Origin of the sequence: Paenibacillus gyeongsangnamensis (assembly GCF_027533625.1) — a bacterium.
GTDB lineage: Bacteria > Bacillota > Bacilli > Paenibacillales > NBRC-103111 > Paenibacillus_G > Paenibacillus_G gyeongsangnamensis.
Genome location: NZ_JAQAGZ010000029.1, coordinates 1 through 20,712, shown reverse-complemented (window position 1 = coordinate 20,712; position 20,712 = coordinate 1). Strand labels below are relative to the sequence as shown.

The 20,712-nt window shown below is 46.2% G+C and carries 13 protein-coding genes and 2 pseudogenes; 12 read left to right on the top strand and 3 right to left on the bottom strand.

Going from position 1 to position 20,712, the window contains the following annotated elements:
• Nucleotides 1–168: 168 nt before the first annotated feature.
• A complete protein-coding gene (locus O9H85_RS32170; RefSeq protein WP_269885465.1) occupies nucleotides 169–1,365 on the bottom strand; it encodes an S-layer homology domain-containing protein in 1,197 nt (398 codons plus the stop codon).
• Between the two features lie 586 nt (nucleotides 1,366–1,951).
• Here O9H85_RS32170 and O9H85_RS32165 point away from each other — a divergent pair.
• The 3 genes and pseudogenes from O9H85_RS32165 to O9H85_RS37585 all read left to right on the top strand — a co-directional run bounded on the left by O9H85_RS32165 (nucleotide 1,952) and on the right by O9H85_RS37585 (nucleotide 4,418).
• Nucleotides 1,952–2,563: a DUF1349 domain-containing protein gene (locus O9H85_RS32165; protein ID WP_269885464.1), complete on the top strand. Its 612-nt coding sequence runs from the start codon at nucleotides 1,952–1,954 to the stop codon at nucleotides 2,561–2,563.
• A 185-nt stretch (nucleotides 2,564–2,748) separates the two neighbouring features.
• Nucleotides 2,749–3,933 (top strand): lactonase family protein, encoded by a 1,185-nt coding sequence (locus O9H85_RS32160; protein WP_269885463.1) that lies wholly within the window; start codon nucleotides 2,749–2,751, stop codon nucleotides 3,931–3,933.
• A 23-nt stretch (nucleotides 3,934–3,956) separates the two neighbouring features.
• Nucleotides 3,957–4,418: pseudogene (locus tag O9H85_RS37585) on the top strand (VOC family protein).
• A 393-nt stretch (nucleotides 4,419–4,811) separates the two neighbouring features.
• Here the strand turns inward: O9H85_RS37585 and O9H85_RS32150 are convergent.
• Nucleotides 4,812–5,849: a zinc-binding alcohol dehydrogenase family protein gene (locus tag O9H85_RS32150; RefSeq protein WP_269885513.1), complete on the bottom strand. Its 1,038-nt coding sequence runs from the start codon at nucleotides 5,847–5,849 to the stop codon at nucleotides 4,812–4,814.
• A gap of 146 nt (nucleotides 5,850–5,995) precedes the next feature.
• On the opposite strand from O9H85_RS32150, the gene O9H85_RS32145 reads away from it, so the two are divergent.
• The 5 genes from O9H85_RS32145 (at nucleotide 5,996) to O9H85_RS32125 (ending at nucleotide 13,440) form a co-directional block, all read left to right on the top strand.
• On the top strand, nucleotides 5,996–7,261 hold the full coding sequence (locus O9H85_RS32145) for a CynX/NimT family MFS transporter (RefSeq protein ID WP_333474292.1): 1,266 nt from the start codon (nucleotides 5,996–5,998) through the stop codon (nucleotides 7,259–7,261).
• A 186-nt stretch (nucleotides 7,262–7,447) separates the two neighbouring features.
• The gene (locus tag O9H85_RS32140; protein ID WP_269885461.1) at nucleotides 7,448–8,464 is read left to right on the top strand and encodes an SDR family oxidoreductase; all 1,017 of its coding nucleotides are present in this window, start codon (nucleotides 7,448–7,450) and stop codon (nucleotides 8,462–8,464) included.
• Between the two features lie 767 nt (nucleotides 8,465–9,231).
• Nucleotides 9,232–11,673: a bifunctional YncE family protein/alkaline phosphatase family protein gene (locus tag O9H85_RS32135; protein ID WP_269885460.1), complete on the top strand. Its 2,442-nt coding sequence runs from the start codon at nucleotides 9,232–9,234 to the stop codon at nucleotides 11,671–11,673.
• A gap of 288 nt (nucleotides 11,674–11,961) precedes the next feature.
• Nucleotides 11,962–12,477 (top strand): hypothetical protein, encoded by a 516-nt coding sequence (locus O9H85_RS32130; RefSeq protein ID WP_269885459.1) that lies wholly within the window; start codon nucleotides 11,962–11,964, stop codon nucleotides 12,475–12,477.
• Between the two features lie 18 nt (nucleotides 12,478–12,495).
• On the top strand, nucleotides 12,496–13,440 hold the full coding sequence (locus O9H85_RS32125) for a transposase (protein ID WP_333474293.1): 945 nt from the start codon (nucleotides 12,496–12,498) through the stop codon (nucleotides 13,438–13,440).
• Between the two features lie 32 nt (nucleotides 13,441–13,472).
• Here the strand turns inward: O9H85_RS32125 and O9H85_RS32120 are convergent.
• A pseudogene (locus tag O9H85_RS32120) lies at nucleotides 13,473–13,636 on the bottom strand (IS5/IS1182 family transposase); the annotation flags it as partial.
• Between the two features lie 952 nt (nucleotides 13,637–14,588).
• On the opposite strand from O9H85_RS32120, the gene O9H85_RS32115 reads away from it, so the two are divergent.
• The 4 genes from O9H85_RS32115 to O9H85_RS32095 all read left to right on the top strand — a co-directional run bounded on the left by O9H85_RS32115 (nucleotide 14,589) and on the right by O9H85_RS32095 (nucleotide 20,442).
• Entirely contained in the window at nucleotides 14,589–15,017 is a 429-nt protein-coding gene (locus tag O9H85_RS32115) for a VOC family protein (protein WP_269885457.1), read from the top strand.
• Between the two features lie 357 nt (nucleotides 15,018–15,374).
• Entirely contained in the window at nucleotides 15,375–16,796 is a 1,422-nt protein-coding gene (locus tag O9H85_RS32110) for a serine hydrolase domain-containing protein (RefSeq protein WP_269885456.1), read from the top strand.
• Nucleotides 16,797–17,045: 249 nt separating this feature from the next.
• Nucleotides 17,046–17,756, top strand: a complete 711-nt coding sequence (locus tag O9H85_RS32105; RefSeq protein ID WP_269885455.1) for an IS6 family transposase — start codon at nucleotides 17,046–17,048, stop codon at nucleotides 17,754–17,756.
• Between the two features lie 955 nt (nucleotides 17,757–18,711).
• Nucleotides 18,712–20,442 (top strand): AAA family ATPase, encoded by a 1,731-nt coding sequence (locus tag O9H85_RS32095; protein WP_269885454.1) that lies wholly within the window; start codon nucleotides 18,712–18,714, stop codon nucleotides 20,440–20,442.
• The last annotated feature ends 270 nt before the right edge of the window (nucleotides 20,443–20,712 follow it).

The window sequence follows — 20,712 nt, the reverse complement described above, 5'->3', positions numbered from 1 at the left end:
CTATAGCTCAACACAAACATCGCGGGATCGATCGGGCGGTCTCAGCCAACAATGAGTTCGCCAGCACCACCAGGGAAATTGCCATATTCTTTGGAGGCAGAGAGCATTCGATGGTCATAAAAAAGCAGGCGCGAATGATTCGCGCCTCCTCGAAGAAAAAGATTTTGATTACGAAATCGGTTGAATCGGCTTGTTCTTTAATATGTCCTTCACTTCTTGGTAGCCTGCAGGGTAGGCAAAGTTATAGCGCGCCGGAAGCGCAAACATGTAATTGGCATTGTGGATCAGTTCGCTTGGGCCGATGGGCGCTGCGCCGATATGGAATTTTCCCTGCTGAAGCGCATTCCATTGGGCAACGGTAAAGACGAGAATGGGGATATCCTGTCTCGGCTGTTCGGAGGTCCATGCGGGATGCCGGATGCTAATCTTTGGGCCGCTTTCCACCACCTTCTCGCCTTGCGAATCCCCTAACGAAAGCCCCTCCCACTTGTCCGTTACAATCGTGTACCCTTCCCAACTGTCCGGCAGAGTGAACCGAAAGCCGTATTGGGTATTCTCGTATACGATGGAACCGGCCGTCATTTTGCCGACCTTATCGTCCAGGCTTGCAACGGTTTGGTCAACTTGACCCGTTTGTCCGGCGACTCGTTTCATCGGTTGGCTGCTTCCAACCCTTGGAACAGCGTCGGTTGATTTCGGTGCCGGGGTCTGATTCGGAGCAGGGTGGATGTACTTGAGCGTGTTATAAATCATTTCGGCGGCTTGCGCGCGTGTAATATCCGTTTGTGGATGGAATTTGCCGTCGGAGTCGAGCGATGTAATCCCTTTGTAAATGGCGATTTGGATCGGACCGAGATTGTCGAGGGTGATTTCATCCTGGTCGTTGATCTTGATGGGCAGGAGCTTCATCATGTGAAAAATTTGGTGTCCTTCCAACGCAAGGACCAACTCTTTGGTAAAGGTCTCCTTCGTCCATTTCTGGTCCGGATCGAGATCGGCAGGAAGGTTCAGGCCGTTATTCGCCGCAATAATTAAGCTTTGCGAATACCATGCGTCATTTTTCGCTTTCACAAAATAGTCGGTTGCCTGGGGCGCTTTTACAAATTTGGTGGTGTCGATGCTCCAACCAAGCGCCTTGACGATCATTTGAATGCCTTGTCCGGCCGTTAGAGCGGCATTGGGCTGAAACAGATCACTGCTGACTCCCGATACGAAACCCTGCGATTGCAGAGAAATAATTTTATCTTTGGCCGCAACCTGATCCAGATCGGTGAAAGCTGTCGTTGCGGCAAAGCTTTGACCTGCTAATGAAAGGGACAATACGGCGGCAGCGGAAAAGCTGAGAAGTTTTTTTGGGGAATTCAAGTCCTATCACCTCGTTGAGTTTTTTCTTCCAGTACCTCATACGTCAGACGGGCTGAAAATGTTGCATTCAAGAATCTATTAAAATATTGTTACGGTCTAAAGCAAAAAAAAACGAGATGCTGTTTGGAGTAAATAAAGTTTTAGACTAGAAAATAAAGTTATAGACTGAATAATAAAGTGTTTTCTTAGTGCTTAGATTAGTTTGAGCCCCTTACATGCTACCCACGTATGTACTTTAATTAATAATTGGAAATGGAATATAATTAGGAGGACGAAGCTCAAGCGAAGGTGCGGGAGCGTCCTATTTATTAAACGGGCAGCATTCCTATTTGTTGAATAAACCAAAAAGGAGCCGGACTATTGCAACTCCTTCACTGAAGTATCCATGCCTCGGTTTTAGTTCAATCCTTTTCAAAAGCAGTTTGGTGGAAACAAGGGATTGAGGCAGCTCATGCCGAATTCATATATCGGAGAATACCGGTCAAACGGTTCATACGGACGGTGAGCAGCCCGTCCGGACAAATCCCTCGCTTCAGGCAATCGGTTGAGACGATCCGGAATCTTTTCAGAAATAAGGAGGCTTAATATGAATCTTTTTGAACAATACCGGCAAGGCCAGCAATTAGCACCAGGCTTTAAGTGGATGAATCAACCTGAATCCTGGGGATTCGACGGTGACGGCAGGCTAACGATAATTGCGCCACCCTTGGCGGATTACTTCCGCGATCCGAAGGGAGGAAGTCCTAGGAACTCGGCTCCTTACCTTTATACCGAGCTCAATGGTGATTTTACCGTATCGGCCCGGGTCAAGGTTGATATGGTCGAAGATTTCGATTCCGCTTGTATCATGATTATGGTAGATGAAGAAAACTGGGCAAAGCTGTGCTTTGAATATCCAAATAAAATTCCGACGATGGTCAGTGTAGTGACCAAAGGCACTTCGGACGACTGCAACTCCGAGAAAGTCAGCGAAAAGAAGCCTTACTTGAGAGTGACCAGATTCGGGAATTGCTTCGCCTTCTTTTATTCAGTAAATGGAACATCGTGGACTCTGGTAAGGTATTTCCGTATGGAGGCTCCAACAGAAATCAAGGTTGGCGTTGTAGCTCAGTCCCCCGCGGGCAATGGCTGCAGAACCTCATTTGATTACTTCGAATATTCCCAGGAACCAGTGATAAATTTGAGATCGGGGGGATAAATAAAATCTAATCCCCCGGGCGAAGGCGCCGCCTTCAACCCGGGGGATTTTCAATAAGAGACTCTTTATTGGGACAACTTTACAATCATCTGGACAATCCGAAATCATCACCGTTGAGTATAGCTCATACGTCGATCATGCATAATTCTTAACGCTTTCATGAAGTGGCTTGGCTATGAGCTGAGATGGTTAAAGATCCGAACGGCACCAAACTGGAGTTCGTATACGGCAAGGATCTGAGGGATTTGAGCGGCAAGGCTGCATCTAACTTGGTGAACTGGAGTTATGCGGCATGCAAGGATTTTTTGGGGAAAGAGGATGATAACACAATGAATGTTTTTATAGGCTGTGTGGCTTCCGAAGGAGCCCCCAGTATTTATGTAAGCCGTTTTGACGAGGACCTGGGAAAGCTCAGCGTGATGCAGTCCTACAGCGAGCTTTCCAAATCCGCCTATGTGACGATGGATTCCAAACATAACCTCATTTATGTTGTAGGAATGGAGGGGGCAGGTACAGGCTTCGCGGTAAGCTACGCGTACGATCCCGGCACCGCTTCTCTGCGACTCATCAGCAAACAGGCTACGTTGGGGGCTAACCCTAACTATGTGAGCGCAGATCCGTCGTTCACCATGCTGTTCGCCGCCAATTACGGGGGCGAAACGATCAGCGTGCTGCCGTTGAAGCCGGGAGGGAGTATAGATAGCGTATCACGCTGTATTTTCCATGAAGGCAGCAGCATCGTTATAGGCCCGCAAAACACGTCTCATCCACATTGTATTTTACCGGATCCTTCGAACCGTTTTGCGATCGTCGCCGATTTAGGGACGGATCTGATCTATTTTTATCGGATCGATCATGTAAACCATGATTTGGCGCTAGAGCGTACGCAACCGATCGCACCTGGTTCTGGCCCGAGACATTTAATATTCCATCACGCCATGAGCTTTGCTTATATGATTAATGAGCTAAGTTCCACCATCATCGTATATAAGTACGATGCTTCGGTTTGCGCGCTGAAAGATCTGCAGACGATTTCTACGCTCCCTGAGGGTTTTAATGGCGTAAGCAAATGCGCGGATATACAGCTATCCCAGTGCGGCAATTTTGTTTATGGCACGAACCGCGGGCATGACAGCATCGTTGTTTATAAAGTGAATGGGGACGGAACTTTAGTTTATCTTGAGCATGTTTCATCCGGAGGGGAAAAGCCCCGCAGTATCGCGGTATCTCCCGACGGACGATTCCTTTTGGCAACGAATGAGGGCTCCAATCAAGTCGTAACCTTTGCGATTCATCCGTCGGGTAAACTAGAACTGGCTGAACGATTGGATTTACAGTCCGCCCCGATTTGCATAAAATTTATACCCTAATTTATATGTTTGGAGGCTAAGCCATGATAACAGGGATCACTCATTATGGAGTAAAAGTAAAGGATATGGACCGTTCCGTTGATTTTTACACTAACATTCTCGGGTTTGAAGAAGCATTCAGGATACATAATGACGACGGGTCGCTACGGATTTTGTATTTGCATATCGGCTGAAATCATTTTATAGAATTGTTTCCCGGCGGTGAGGAGGAGTATCATTATGTGCCTACCGCTGTAGGCATGAACCATCAATGCTACGAGGTGGACAACGCCTATGAAACCGTTCGGCAAATTAAGGAAAGAGGCGGAAAGTTGGATAAAGAAATCACGACGGGCCGCAGCGGCTGCTTGCAGTTTTGGATTCTGGTTCCGGATAACAACCGTATCGAGATGATGCAGCATCTTCCGGATTCCTTGCAAGCCAAGGCGCTTAAGGCCGTGCAGGCTAAATACAATAACCTGATCCATACAGACAAATTCATTTAGTGAATTGCTTTGTGACCGACACGCCAAAAAAGCAAAACAGATCGGGTATAAGTGAGCTCTGGTTGATAAGGACAGAACCTTTGAGCGCAATCCGTAATCGTATCATGCAATATATCAGCAAACGGGATACGATAGCAATTAAAGAGCGGCAGTCTAGCTAGCATAGCACTTGCTGCCTTTTGTTTTCGACGATTTGGGTAAAATCGGGGACATTCATAATTGTTCGAGCAATCCTTGCATAAACAAGCCAAGCCCTCCGAATTCTGGGAGGGCTTTCTAGCTTGGATCATCCTTTTTTGCTCAATTTGGTGAAATCATACTGCGTTCGGAACGAGTACCGTACTGGTCACCCAGGAAGATCATTTTCGAAACTACATCTGCTCGAGCGAGGGATCAGTCGAAACGATCAATAACCAGTTTTCCGATCATGCCTTTCGATTCCAACTGGGCATGTGCTTTCCGCAGATTCGTCGCATTGATGGGGGACAGGCGGCTAGTTTCCGTCGTACGCAGCCGTCCCATGTCAATTTCGTCCGCGATCAGGTTCAATAGCTTATGCTGCTCCTCCATATCTTCCGTTTGAAACATTGGACGCGTAAACATCAGCTCCCAAACGAAGGTGGCGCTCTTGCTCTGCAGCTGCGTCAAATGAAGCGGCGCGGCCGTCTCGACAATGGAGCAAATTTTCCCCTGGGGCCTGATCGCTTCCACCATCGAACTCCAATACACGGCTGTATCGTACAGGCAGAAAATATAATCCACATACTCGATGCCTATTGCCCGAAGCTGGGGCATGAAAGCTTCGTGATGGTTGATGATATGGTCGGCACCCATGCTTTTAGCCCATGCCGACGATTCCGGCCGGGATGCGGTGCCGATGACGATGAGTCCAGCCAGCTTCGCCAGTTGGATGGCGATGGAGCCGACGCCGCCTGCGGCGCCGATCATCAGGATCGTTCGGCCGCTGTTTTCCGCATGTTGGGAAGAGACGCCTAGACGGTTGTACAGCGCTTCCCAAGCCGTAATTGCAGTTAGCGGCAGAGCGGCAGCCGCGGCGAAATCGAGAGTACGCGGCTTCCGTCCGACGATCCTCTCGTCCACCAAATGAAATTCGCTGTTAGTGCCCGGTCTTACAATACTTCCGGCATAATATACTTCGTCGCCGGGATGGAATAGCGTGCAGTCCGGTCCCGTCTCTTCGACAATTCCGGCCGCATCCCAGCCGAGGACGCGCGGAGCTTCTTCGCGTTTGGACTTCGGTGCGCGTACCTTCGTATCGACCGGGTTCACCGAGATCGCTTTAATGCGGACCAGCAGGTCCCGACCTGCAGGAGCCGGCTTCTGCACCACCACGTCGAGCAAGCTTTCCGGGTGATCGGCCGGCAAATATTGATAAAGACCTACCGCTCTCATCGTTTCATTCGTAGACATCATTATCGGTCCTTTCTTCCTTTTGATTGACTCTGCTTCAATATAGACTATATATTGAATGAGTGTAAGTACGCAAATCATGTATTGTAGGTTAGAGATACCTCTTCTAACACTCGATTTCACTTTTGCAAAGGGAGAGAGAACCATTGATAACTGTTGAAAATGAAGAATCTGGAAACATAACACCCAAAAATGTAATGCTAAAATTGCTGGGCATCATTTTTATTGCCGCTACGCTGAGGGGGCCATTTACTTCTGTCGGACCATTGGTTAATATCATACGCGAAGATACGGGGATATCAAACACATTGGCCGGTATGCTGACAACACTGCCGCTTATCGCTTTCGCGGTCTGTTCATCATTGGCGCCTAAAGTCGCACTTAGAATCGGCATTGAGCATACCTTATTCGCCGGGCTGCTGATCCTCACCGGTGGCATTCTTCTGAGGTCCGTCCCATTGTTTGCAGGCTTGATGTTCGGGACGATCTTAATTGGTATCGCTATCGCTATGGGGAATGTGCTCCTCCCGGGTCTTATTAAAAGGGAATTCCCCGCTAAATCCGGATTGATAACAGGCGTTTATGCGATTGTCATGAATCTTTCCGCCGCAATCGGATCGGGCATAAGCGTTTCTCTTGCGCAAAAAGAAGCATTCGGATGGCGCGGCTCGCTAATCAGTTGGTCCATCATTTCCATAATCGCAATGGCGGTTTGGTTACCGCAGCTGCGATCCCGGCATAGGTCTGCAGCTTATATTGACGGAAAAGCTGATAGAGAGTCCAGCCGTTTGTGGAAGTCTTCACTGGCTTGGCAGGTCACATTATTTATGGGCCTCCAATCGTTTGTCTACTATATTCTTGCAGCTTGGCTGCCGGAAATGCTTCAAGAGCAAGGTATGAACATTTCACAAGGAGGCTGGATGCTCTCGCTTCTCCAATTTTCGACCTTGCCAGCTTCGTTTATTACGCCAGTTCTGGCGGTACGTTTTAGAAGCCAACGGGTTCTTGGAGCCATGGTGGGAGCGTTGTTTTTGATTGGATTCCTGGGACTTATCAGCGGTCCGTTAGTACTGGTACCTTTGTGGATGATCTTGATGGGGTTAGCTGGGGGATCCGCCATCAGTTTGGCGCTCCTTTTATTCGGGTTGCGGACTGAAAATTCACATCAAGCAGCCGAGTTGTCCGGAATGGCTCAGTCCATCGGCTATTTCTTTGCCGCCACCGGTCCTATTCTAATTGGTTTCATCTATGATGTGACGCAACAATGGATTATACCACAACTTATTCTCGCTGCTGTATCAATTTTAATCATCATTTTTGGAATAAAAGCTGGACAAAATCAGGTTGTTTCTTTCGGTGGGAGAAAACATTCCGTAAGAGTTAGAAGAAGGCATGAACAGGCTACACGTTAGAATGTTATGCGGAATACATGAAATGATGGTTAATACTCACCTAGAATCTAAAGTGATATTGAGCAGACTGCCGCTAGGGTCTGCTTTTTCGTTGAAGCATAAAGGAGTACGAAACTCCATAGAGAATATAAATAGTGTCTGTATAAAGGACATGAGCTACCTTTAAATTCTTTGTGGAGGTGTGATATGAAAGCTCTATTTATTGGAGGAACGGGAATCATTAGTTCGGCAATCACAAAGCAGCTATCGGAAAAAGGATGTGATCTATATCTCCTGAATAGGGGCAATCGAAACGAGAGCCTTCCGGCTAACGTTAACATTCTTCAAGCGGATATTAATGACGCAGAAAAAGTATCACAGCTTCTCAAAAACTCGAACTTTGATGTCGTTGCGGATTTTATAGCCTTTCATCCTGCGCAGTTGGAAAGAGACTACCGTTTGTTTGAGGGTAAAACGAAGCAGTTTATCTTTATTAGTTCTGCTTCTGCATACCAAAAACCTCTGTCCGATTATCGGATTACAGAAAGCACTCCACTATCCAATCCCTATTGGGAATATTCCAGAAACAAGATCGCTTGCGAAGAATATTTGATGAAGAAATACCGTGATGAAGGCTTCCCTATTACGATCGTGAGGCCTAGTCACACCTATGATGAGCGTTCTATACCGCTTGGCGTACATGGCAGAAATGGATCTTGGCAGGTTGCAAGACGCATGCTGGATAACAAACCCGTGATCATTCACGGAGACGGAACTTCCCTTTGGACGATGACACACAATAGCGATGTTGCAAAAGGGTTCATCGGTTTAATGGGCAATATTCATGCAATTGGGGAATCCGTCCACATTACTTCCGATGAAAGCCTTACTTGGAATCAAATATACGACGCGATAGCCGATGCTCTTGGGGTAAAGCTTCAAGCGGTCCATGTTTCATCGGAGCTTCTGGCTGCATGCAGCAAAGAGGGTAATCAGGAAGGATTGTTAGGGGATAAGGCGCACTCTGTCGTTTTCGATAATTCCAAGCTGAAAAGACTAGTTCCCGATTTTGTTGCATCAACCCGCTTTGACCAAGGGGTAAAGCAAACGGTGAAATACATCTTAGCGCATCCTGAGTATCAAAAGGAAGATAGAGAATTCGATATTTGGTGCGACAAGGTGATACATGCGTTACAAGCGGCTGCAGCATCCATCTCAGTATAATAGCATTCTGAAGTCATAAAAAGCCATCCCGCATATGCATATGGGATGGCTTTTTATGGTTGGAGGTGAGCGACACTGCTCTCTTGTTGATCGACCACCAAAGCGGCTTGTTTCAAACCGTTAAGGATATTGAGGTGCCGCAGCTTCGTACGCATGCAATCGCCCTTGCGAAAGTGGCGAAGTTGGCAAATTTATTTATTTATTTATTTATTATTATATTACATGAGTTATGCAGTTGAAGTTAGATTATGGTAAAGCTCAAGATTGTCATGAAAAAGAACGAATAGAATCAAAGAATTACTTGACATTTGGAAAACGCCACAATATTGCGAAGGACGCCTTTTTCATAAGGTATTACTTCAAAATAACAGGTGATTTATCGAGCGAATGCTATAGCAAAACATTTTGTTTCAGTTGCAGCAGGTTCTTAAGCACGAGAGAAGTATTTCCAATTTTAACGGGCGATCGTTTACAAAATCTTATGTAATTATACCCATTTTAAATGTTACAGTTAAGCGAAATTATTTAATACGGTTCTGTCACATCAGTGATAATTAATGAAAACGACAGCAACGTTAGACTTTTATCAATGTCATTTCTACAGTATTTTATCTAATTCCATCTATAAAATGATGTCGAATTACAGGTGAAGTATGAAAGTGATATAGCAGTATTAATTGGGAGGTGTATAAAGCCGTTAGAATGGAAGGTTTATTAAAATCAGGTTTTAATCTGTTGTACACTAACCTATTAAAGGAGAAAACAGGATGAAAAAAGTAAAAGTAAGCAAAAAGTTAATTGCAACTACATTAGCGACATTGCTTCTTGGCTCAAGCACTGCTTTTGCCGCCTATAATGTAGTAGCAGGCCCGCAAGCGAATGGCACAGGGGTTACTCCTCTTGGTTGGACAGTTACACCTGCCGGAAAACAACTGAGCTTGGGAGAAAAGCCATTTGGGGGTGTGGTCAGTCCGGATCATCAGTATTTAATAGTGTCAAATGATGGTGTGGGGCCTCAATCTTTACAAGTAGTGGACATAAAACAAGAAAAAGTGGTCCAAACAATTTCTTATAACAGTCCTGAATCTCTGTATATTGGTGTAGCTTTTAGTCCTGATGGAAAGAAATTGTATGCTTCTGCTGGTGATAACCAGAAGATTCGTGTTTATAACTTCGATAATGGCACCCTTACAGAACAATCACCAATTCTTATGAAGGATCAAAATAATACGAATTTCTATCCCACGGGAGTTACTGTATCTCCAGACGGTAAGTTCTTATACGTAGCTAACAATATGAATAAATCTGTCTCTCAAATTGATCTCTCTTCAGGTCAGATCTCTGCAACCATTCCTGTTGGGAAGGATCCATACATGGTGCTTGTCAGTCATGACGGAAATTCGTTATATGTCACCAACTGGGGAGAGAGCAGTGTAAGCGTCTTAGATATAAAGAGTTTAACAGTTAAAAAAACAATTTCCGTAGGGTTACATCCAAATGCTTTAGCTGAAAACCCAGTAAACGGGTTAGTGTATGCAGCAAATTCGGATTCTGATGAAATTTCTGTTGTGGATTCCCAATCGCAGCAAGTGGTTCAAACTATCTCCCTTGCTCCATATCGAAATGCACCAACAGGGAGTACACCTGATGCTCTGGCGGTTAGTCAGGATGGGAAGACACTTTACGTAGCAAATGCAGGTAATAATGATATTGCCGTAGTCGATCTCGGTGATGGAGCAACTCGTACAGAAGCGACGGTAAAAGGTCTCATTCCCACAGCATGGTATCCAACCGGCGTCTATCTTAGCGGGGATGGGAAACTTATGGTTTTAAATGCAAAAGGTCTGGGGGCAGGTCCGAATCCGAAGCATACGTTTAATCTTTGGACTCCCGAGTCTCAATATATTGGAAGTTTAGTAAAGGGTACAATGTCCTTTATTGATTTACCTGATAATCAACAACTGAAGGAATATACAAGACAAGTCGAGGACAATAACAAAGTTTACAAGGCAGAAGGCGAAGGATGGTTTAGCAAGCTGAATGGTAATAATGATTTCCCAATCCCACAATATGCTGACCAACATTCTCCAATAAAACATGTCATTTATGTGGTCAAAGAGAACCGTACTTACGATCAAGTATTTGGTGATATGGGGAAGGGCAACGGCGACCCTAATTTAACATTATTTGGCAAAGACGTTACGCCGAACCTTCACAAACTAGCCAATCAGTTTGTACTCCTTGATAATTTTTATTCTAATGGAGAGGTTAGTGATAATGGGCATGAATGGGTAACTGCCGCCCAATCCAATGATCATATGGAAAAGGGGTGGCCTATAGATTATTCTTTCAGCCGTAAGTCACAATTGGATCCTGAAGCAATCAATACAAAGGAAGGAAGAATCTGGGCGAACGCGAATAGATCAGGAGTATCCTTCCGTGATTATGGCGAGTATATCAATTGGTGGTCGAGTTATGACAAAACTAAGGGACGGACACCGGATGATCCTTCCATTGGAAATAATTTTGACCCTAATTATGCGGGTTGGGACATCAATACAAGCGACTTGACACGCTACAACGAATGGGAAAATGAGTTTAAACAATTTGATCAGAATGGAAACCTGCCTCAACTCGAGACGGTATATTTACCAGATGATCACACTGCTTTCACTGCGCCAGGGAAACGGACACCTCAAGCATATGTAGCAACTAATGATTATGCCCTTGGGAAACTCGTAGATACGGTGAGTCACTCGAAGTATTGGAAAGATACGGCGATCGTTGTAGTAGAAGACGATCCCCAAGATGGTCCTGATCACGTGAGCGCTTCTCGCACGGAAGCATTAGTCATCAGTCCATATACCCAAACAGGAAAAGTGGATAGTACCTTATATAGTCAAGTATCCATGGTCAGGACAGTGGAAATGATCTTAGGCATGAAGCCAATGACTCAATTTGACGCTGCAGCAATTCCGATGCTTAACGCATTTACCAACCATCCGAACTTTAAATCGTATTCAGTTGAGCAACCAAAATATCCGCTTGATCAGCTCAATGGACAACCGGCTCCGGCTCCGGCTGCAACCCAAAGTTCACAAGCATCAGATGATTTCTCCAAACCAGATACCGGATCAGCAGATTCGCACAACCGTGAACTTTGGAAAGGGATCAAAGGAGACCAGCCGTATCCAGAATCAAAAAATTAGGAGCAACGCATGTCCGAGTAACAGTAACTACTCAATCAAGAAAGATAATCACCATTTGAATTAATTGATGGATTGACGTCTGGGTTCTTTAGGTTCCTAGGCGTCTTTGTTGTTTTTCATGAGTTATGCATTCGAGTTAAACATTGGTAATTGCTCTTTGAAAACTTAAGATCCACAAAAAATTACTAGAAATTTACGAAAACCACTTGACATTCGGAAATTCGCCTAATAATCGCGAAGGATACCTTTTTAACCGGTATATCTTCAAGATACATAGGTGATTATCCAATGAAAACGCTGCAAAGTCCGCGATTTAAAGACCTTTCTCAAGGAGAATGCGCAGATGCGCCGATTTTTCGGAAACTGTGGGATCAATTTGATTTTTCCTTGCTGTTAACCCAATCCGGCATTATAAAACGCTCCGGTACTCCTTCATGGTTACTTGCTTTTCTCTATGTGGTTGGCCTTATTGCACATTGTTCGTCTGTTTTTCAGACAGCTAAGCTGGCGGGGAAAGATGCCTTACTGAAAGCGATGGTTTCTGTGCAGAAGATCACGCAATGTGCGTTAAGCCGGTTTCTGACTGCACCATTTGCTTGGCGCACGTTCGGCAAAAAACGAGTCGCCCGGCTTCAGGAAGATGCAGACACGAAACTTCAGGATGGTGATGTCGTCAACTTGGATGATACGCTTGCCGCGCATCACTATGCAAAAGCCCTTCCGTTTCTCTGTTGGCTATACGATCATGCTCGCAAAATCCATGTATGGGGCATGAACCTCGTTGTTTTACAAGCGGTCCTGTAGTCAGGACTTGAATATCCGCTGTTTTATGCCGTTTGGCATAAACGCGGTGAAGACGAAACAGGACTAACCAAGCTCGATTTAGCTCGTCAGATGCTGACGATGCTTCGCGAAAACGTCTTGCGCCGACTATGGATTGCGATGGACCGTTGGTTTTTATGCAAAGAATTTTTCATCTTTCTCATGGAGAATGGCTTTGACTGGGTTACCAAAGCCAAGCGGAACACGGCATTGTATCAACGAATCATCGAACCAGGAACTCGGCGGGAACGTTTTGTTCCGGTAACGTCGGTCATGCTGATCAAGGCTGTCTTCAAAGACTTGTTAAAGCTCGGATTGTCCGGTCATGTTGGCATTGCGATACCTAACATTTATATGAAATTACCCTACACGGTTACGAATCGGAAGGGGCAGGTTAAGAAAATGCGGTTTGTTTCTGTCGCCGCCGTGGTCGCCATGCGTTTAAAAGAAGATGAAAAGACGACAGAGCATCGTGATAGCGATTCGGAAAACGAGTCTCCCGCAACCTACCGCGGGGCTTATCTCATCATCAGCAATCGCCATGACGTTCCATTCAAAGCATTGGAAACATATGTAAAACGTTGGAGAATCGAGGACTTCTTTAGGACGATCAAACAAGAACTGGGTTTCGAACAATGCCATTCCACTTCCGAAGCCCATCATCACGCGCATTTCGAACTGCTGTTTGCTGCTGAGACGCTGCTTTCTTACGCGCTATGGCAATTGAATAAAGAAAAAACGAGTGTTGATGAAGGCTGCACCCACGGCGAAATGGTTAGCTGCCTGTTCCACACTCGTTGTCAGATACGTATCCAAACCCATAAGGGAGAAGAGCGAGTCTATGTTGATTTTGATATACAAGCACGGCAATTTGCAAATCTATTCAGTCAATTCTGGCCCGACCAACTTGACATGCGCTGGTTTTCAAAGAGCAGTTTCCAATAATTTAAACGAACTGCATAACTCATGTAAATATTGAACATACGGATTGGATCGATCGCGTTGCGGCCGTTATCCAGGCAGTATTTATCTTTCAGTTCCTCGTATATAAAAGTGAAATCTACCAATTCGTTGATTTGACGCAACATATTGTCCTTTGCACCACGATGTTATACAGTTCTGCATAAGGACTTAAAACCAAGGTTTGTTGTTAACGAATCATTCGCTCACCCACTTCCCATTATGCCTTAATTATAAGCGAAAAAAGGTACAGCCTCCTCAATTTTTTTGAGGGACTATACCTTTCTCATGAGACGGACTTTTTCAGTGGCCTCGAATATACCAAGGACTTTTTCGTTTTGTAAGCATAAGTTTGCAACAGTAATTTGGAAGCATAAGCGTTCCAAAGCGAAAACTTGAATTGTTGTTGAAGCAGAAAAATTCAGAATAGATAAAGATAGCCCATCACGACAGCAATACAGATTTACATCGGTTCGTGTACATATCGTCAAAACAATATGGCCCACCGGCGACAAAATTTATACATTAAGAAACCGAGGCTGCCGATTCAAACACAAAGTCAACAAAGCTTGGCGTTCGTAGCAGTCCGGATCGGGTCAAGCATTGATATTTCACGCGGCACCGGATAAGCGGATCGAGATAATACCAATTCTGATTCTCCGACCTCACCAGCTGTTTAGTGATTTGAAATAGGGCCTGCCGTGACTTAGCCGGTACAAATTCACAAACCCCGGCATAACTTCCATCCGTAAGCTGCAGCGACCAACCAAATTCCTACTTCCGGATCCCAGCGATCGCCACAGTCATAAGCTAGCGCGCCGAAAATATTGAGACCAGCTGTGCATAAACAAGAAGAAAGAGAGAGGCGAGCCGCCAGGAGAGATCTGGGAACTTGAGCAAGGCTGTTTTGAAACCAAATTCGAAGCAGCCTTGTTTTTAAATTGAAGAAGATACTGGCGGAAAGCAGGAATATCGAAACCTGCCATGCGTTTCTCACGGATTCAGGAAAACGTAATACTAGTACTTTATCCCATCGCTAGCAATATGTATAATAGTATTATGTTGTTCATATATGTTTGTTTCATGAAAGGTTCGATAAGGAATAAATTCAATTTTTTGAAGGAGTAACGATAATGATGCAGACTTCTTTTGGCCATCTTGCGATTCGCGTACGGGATATTGAAGCGGCGGTGCAATATTACGCCGACAATTTTGGATTCACGGAACTTTTTCGTATGACGGATGATAACGGGAATGTAGGCTTGGTCGCCATACAGATCAAGGACAGGCAATTTCTGGAACTGATTGGAAACGGAACCGAACGGCTTCCGGCAAACGGTTCAACCGCAGGCTTCATTCATGTCTGTTTCGAAACGGACGATGTAGACAGTTTGTATAAGAACTTGAAAGAAAAGGGAGTTTATACGGACGGAGAGCCGAGGCTCGGCAAATCCGGCAGCAAGTTCTTTTTTACCCGCGATCTGGACGGCAACAGCTTGGAATTTGTGCAAATTTTACCGGGGTCTTTACAGGATCAAGCATTTCAAAAATTTGTGAAATAAAAACCGGACATTTTGCAGCGAAAGGCGATTCGGATAACGGTTCGCGTTCATGCTTATCGGGTGCGAAGAAGCATATATTGTAATAATGAACGCGCCGACCGTTATCCCGAATCGCAATCCGTCGCTTCAATCCATATCGGTATCATCAACTCGAATCATAAAAAGAAACCGCTATCATTGATACGGCCATATACGAAAACAATGAGTGAAAGTAATGAATATACCGGTTTAAAAAGGTATCCTTCGCGATTATTTGGCGACTTTCCAAATGTCAAGTGGCTTTCGCAAATTTCTATTGAATCTTAAGATTCTCAAAGAGCAGTTACCAATGTTTAAGTAAAAAAGAGGAGAGATAATATGGAAAATCGTCAAGTTTTGCCTAGAAGCGTACCTGAAGCCCAAGGTATTTCTTCAACGGCCATTGCGGATTTTTTGAAAGCGGTACATAAGCAGCAAACGATGGAGCTGCACAGCTTCATGCTGGTCAGGCATGGCCATGTCGCAGCCGAAGGCTGGTGGTCTCCGTATGCGGCGGACCTTCCGCATGCGATGTACTCGCTCAGCAAGAGCTTCACCTCTACCGCCATCGGGCTCGCCGTGGGGGAGGGGCTGCTGACTCTCGACGATCGGGTCGTTTCGTTTTTCCCGGTCGAGGCGCCGAGGGAAGTATCCCCGAATTTATCCGCCATGCAAATTCGCCATTTGTTAATGATGGGCACCGGGCACTCCGAGGAGCCGCGGATGCGGGAGCATCCAAGAGGCAATTGGGTGGAGGCATTCTTACACGCGCCGGTAGAGCATGAACCGGGAACTCATTTCGTCTATAACAGCGCGGCCACTTACATGCTGTCCGCCATTCTGCAGAAGGTAAGCGGAGAAAAGCTGCTGGATTATTTGCAGCCGCGCCTTATGCAGCCGCTTGATATTATAGGCGCGACGTGGGAAGCTTGCCCGATGGGCATTCATTTCGGAGGTTGGGGATTAAACATCACAACCGAGGACATCGCCAAATTCGGGCAACTGTATTTGCAGAAAGGGGTCTGGAACGGACGCCGCATACTGTCGGAAGCGTGGGTGGAGGAAGCGACATCCAAGCAAATCTCGAACAACAACAATAATACCGACTGGGCGCAAGGCTACGGCTACCAGTTCTGGCGGTGCCGGCACGGCGCCTATCGCGGCGACGGATATCTCGGGCAGTTCTGTATCGTAATGCCGGAGCAGGATGCGGTAGTAGCGTTCACCAGCGGAACGAGCGATATGCAGGCCGTGTTGAATCTGGTATGGGAGCTTCTGCTTCCGGCCATGCAGCCGGGTTCGCTTCCCGCGAACGATGAAGCGGCCTCCGCGCTGAAAGCGCAATTGGAGGGCCTGGCGATGAATCTGCCTCGTGAGCAGCACGATTCTCCGCGTGAGCAAACGATTTCCGGTAAAGTATTCAAGCTTGACGACAATGGAGAAGGGTGGAACACTTTCTCCATCAGGTTTAACAATGACGAAGCCGCAGTCGTCATTCAGAACAACGATGGCGAGCATGCGATTCGTTGCGGGCGGGGAGTGTGGGTGAACGGAGCTTCCAGCATTCGGCAAGGAATCGAACGCCGTATCGCATCCAGCTTTACATGGCGCGATCCGGACACCTTGGAGTTGACCTTCCGTATTGTAGAAACGCCGTTCGGCTATTCGGTCGTTTGCCGTATGGAAGACGAGGGGATCGTACTGGGAATTAAGCAGAATGTCGGCGCTTTCGATTCGGCTCCGATTCGGGGAAAAGCGTAAAGTGCGATTCAGAGTTCGGAAAATGTAGTCGGAGCGGCTGCTTTGACTATGTTTATTTTATGCTTAAAGAGAAAGGCGGATTTTTCCGGATTAATCGTTCATGTTCAGGGAGGATATTAGAGTGGGTAAATATGTATTCATCTTAAAGGATAACGATTCGCAGGCGCTGACAAAAGAGATGTTGTGGTGCAAAGCTCTTAAATCCATGATAACATGATTGAAATGAAGTCATGAGATGGAGATATTACATTGGAAACGGAATTAGATTTGTTTAAGTGGAAGCAGTATGAATCAGAGATTATCTTGCTGACAATAAGATGGTATTTAAAATATAGCCTTAGTTATCGTAATCTAGTGGAGATGATGGAAGAACGAGGACTACACATGGCTCATACAACCATCATGCGATGGGTTCACCAATTTGGGCCGGAATTAGACAAGCGAATTCGTCCCTTTCTAAAACCGACCAACGATTCCTACCGAACGGATGAAACCTACATCAAAGTCAAAGGACAATGGAAATATCTTTACAGGGCAGTGGATTCAAACGGAAATACGATTGATTTCATGCTTTCTGAAAATCGAGATACTTCCGCGGCCAGACGATTCTTCAAGAAAACGTTGACCTCACCACACAATCAATCGCCGCGTGTGATCACCGTCGATAAAAATCCAGCTTACCCTATCGCAGTCCAACAATTGAAAGACGAGAAAGCCTTGAATCAAGAAACATTACTACGACAACAGAAATATCTAAACAACATAATTGAACAAGACCATCGATTCATAAAGAAAGTTATTAAACTAATGATGGGATTTAAGTCTTTTAATACTGCAGAGAAAACAATTGCCGGAATCGAAGTCATGCATATGATAAAGAAAGGGCAGGTCGAATGCATTCATTCGTATGTCCTTTCTGCAGTACAATTAATCAATAAAATGTTTGGTTTAACAGCATAATCAAACAACAATAAGGCGACTATCTTTGATCCATTTTAATAGTTGCACCAAAACCGTTTATTTTATACAGTGTGGAATTAACGTACTCTGAGCTTGACGGCAGTTCTGTCCCTAGGGTCGTCACTTGTATTATCGTCGCTTCCCTGTGACGCGGAGGAACCGAAGTCTGGCGATGCCGGCGGCTCCACAGCTGTTACTCATGTTAGGCTTGCTTGTCAGTGCCGTCTGTACAATTAGAATAGGCGCGTCTACGATGATTTGGCTGACCATTGTTCTTTTGATGATAAAAGCCGTGGCTTGAAAAATTGCAGCCCTACGGAGATAGAGGCTACAATAAACCGCCTAAGCAGCAATAAGCAGGATAAAAACCCGCCAATCGAACCCGTTGGCGGTTTTCCTTTGTTATCAGCTTTTCTCCAGATACTCTGCATCGACCTTACGTACCCCGGGAGAGGACAAGCGTCCAAACGACTCCGATTAGGAACAGGATGACGGAACCGATACAGATCAAGCGGATTCCCACTAAACTCTTCATATTAAGCATATGGAAGCATTTGATTATATTTTCACAGATCGCTTCTCAAAAAGCGTCGGTTTTTAATCCGGAACTTCGACCTATTTAGTATACGTAATATTTATTATGTAAACACGATAAAACGCCGTGGATCAGCTATTATTAACATTAGAAATATTTATTCCATTCTACAAAAGCTCTTAAAAATGTTATAGTGATTAAAAACAAGGAAGGGGAGATTGAAAAGATTTGCGAAAACTCCGTTTCCGCGATTTAATGCTGTAATCCTAGTTTCACTGCGCACCGAAGGTCCACCGGATATGGGATTGTAACAATTGTGAAAGGTTTTCGTTCGATCGCCTTCCTACGCGAAACTCGAGTCATTTCTAATGTTGATTTTTCATAGAATAATCCAATGCTATCTGAAAAGGAAGTGAGGCCATGAGGAGATATCAATGGATCAGGTGGCGTACATTCCTTCTCAGGCTTGCAGCCCTCGTTATTTTAGGCGTGCTGTTGTGGGCAGGAGGGCCGACCTATTGGGATATCGCGTTAAGTGTTGCCGGCGTTATACTGCAGCTGTTTTTAGCCATTCTGTTCGTCATCATTCAATTTGTAGCTCTATTCTGGTTCTTGGCTAGGGGACGGACGTACTGGATTCTGCCTGGCGAGACTGGAACCAACTGGGATGATTACCGCGGCAACCCTGAGATTGTTGATAATGCCAAGCGGATCGTGACCCTACTCAAGGGAGTGAAGGAATTCAAGGAGATGGGCGGGGAGGCTATCCGGGGATTGCTGCTCTGCGGACCTCCCGGCACAGGCAAATCCTACCTGGCTCAAGTGATTGCCAACGAAGCGCAGGTGCCCTTTGCCTATGCGTCCGCGCCTAGCTTTCAAAACATGTTTTTCGGCGTCGGCAACTTGAAGGTGATGAGCCTCTACAAGAAGGCCCGGAAATTGGCGAGAGTGTACGGCGCCTGTATTATCTTCATCGATGAGATTGACGCCATCGGTATGAACCGGCAGGGGGCCGGAGGAGGAGCGTTATTCGGTATGGGTATGGGCGGCGGCACCGGCCTGCTCAACGAGCTGCTTCTGCAGATGGATCCGCCGAATATGGATAATTCACGAATTGCCAAGCTGCTCCGGTCACTCGGGCTGCGGCGTAAGAAGGCTGAGCGGCTGGCTGTGCTGACCGTCGCAGCGACGAATCTGCCGGACGTCCTTGATCATGCACTGCTCCGACCCGGCCGCTTTGACCGTCAGCTTTGGGTCGATGCTCCTGACTATGATGGACGGGTGGATGTCTTCCAATATTATCTGCAGAAGGTGAGGCGGGATCCTACTCTAACCCCCGAACGGGCGGCTCTCGATACAATCGGCTACAGTCCCGCACAGATCAGACATATCGTCAACGAATCGGTCGTGATCGCGCACCAGCGGGGGGCGCAGACTGCAAGCTATGAAGATTTCCGCGCTGCGATGGAGACATATGAATGGGGCCTTAAACAGCCTCTTCGCTCCATGAGCCAGGACGAGAAGCGAAATGTGGCCTATCATGAGGCCGGTCATGCGGTGGCTCAGTATCTGCTGAAGCCCCACGAACGGGTCTGGAAAGTGACGATTATCCGTCGGGGCGGCGCACTTGGTCTTGCTGCTACGAAGCCGACCCAAGAGCGGTATAACCGCAGCGACAGCGAGATCTTGGCGGAGATCCAAGTCTGTCTAGCCGCGCGGGCGGTAGAAGAGGAGTTCCTTGAGAAGAAATTAAACGGTGTCACCTCCGACCTACAGCAGGCTACAGAGATGGCCGGTGCCTACCTGGGAATGGTCGGCATGGGCGACGAGCTGTTCAGTTGGCTTGCGTCTGGAGGCTCCCGGGCCGATGCTCTTAAAGCGCTCCGGCCCAAGATCAACGTGCTGCTGAAGGATCAAATGCTCCAAGTGAAGAAGCTGGTACGGGAGCATGCCGACTTCGTACACGCTATTGCGGAGGAACTGCTCAAGCGGGGCGATCTGACCGGTGAAGAGATTGAGCAGATTTATGTTCGGCTGTATGGCCATTCCCGGCCTGAGCCGCCTCAGGTGAAGCCCAAGACGTATATTGATTCGATGGATCAGGCTGCTCCGGCTCAAGAAGTAGTTGATCCTTTGAAGGATTATGAGTGAATAAAAAAATTAGAGGCAAAAAAGTGCCGGGGTTTGAGAATGCCAATTTTTTAAGCTAAACATTCCTGTTAGTCCTAAGAAATGGACTTTGAAAAAAAAGGAGCGCCTCGGTATGATGGGTCTGTCAACGGGTTAAACCCAACACCATCAAGGAGGCGCTCTTTTATGAAGTTTAAACAATCAGACGCTCAAAATCAACGGATCGAACGAATTTCCACCACTCACCTAATTGTGGGAATCGATATAGCGAAAGAAACCCATGTAGCACAA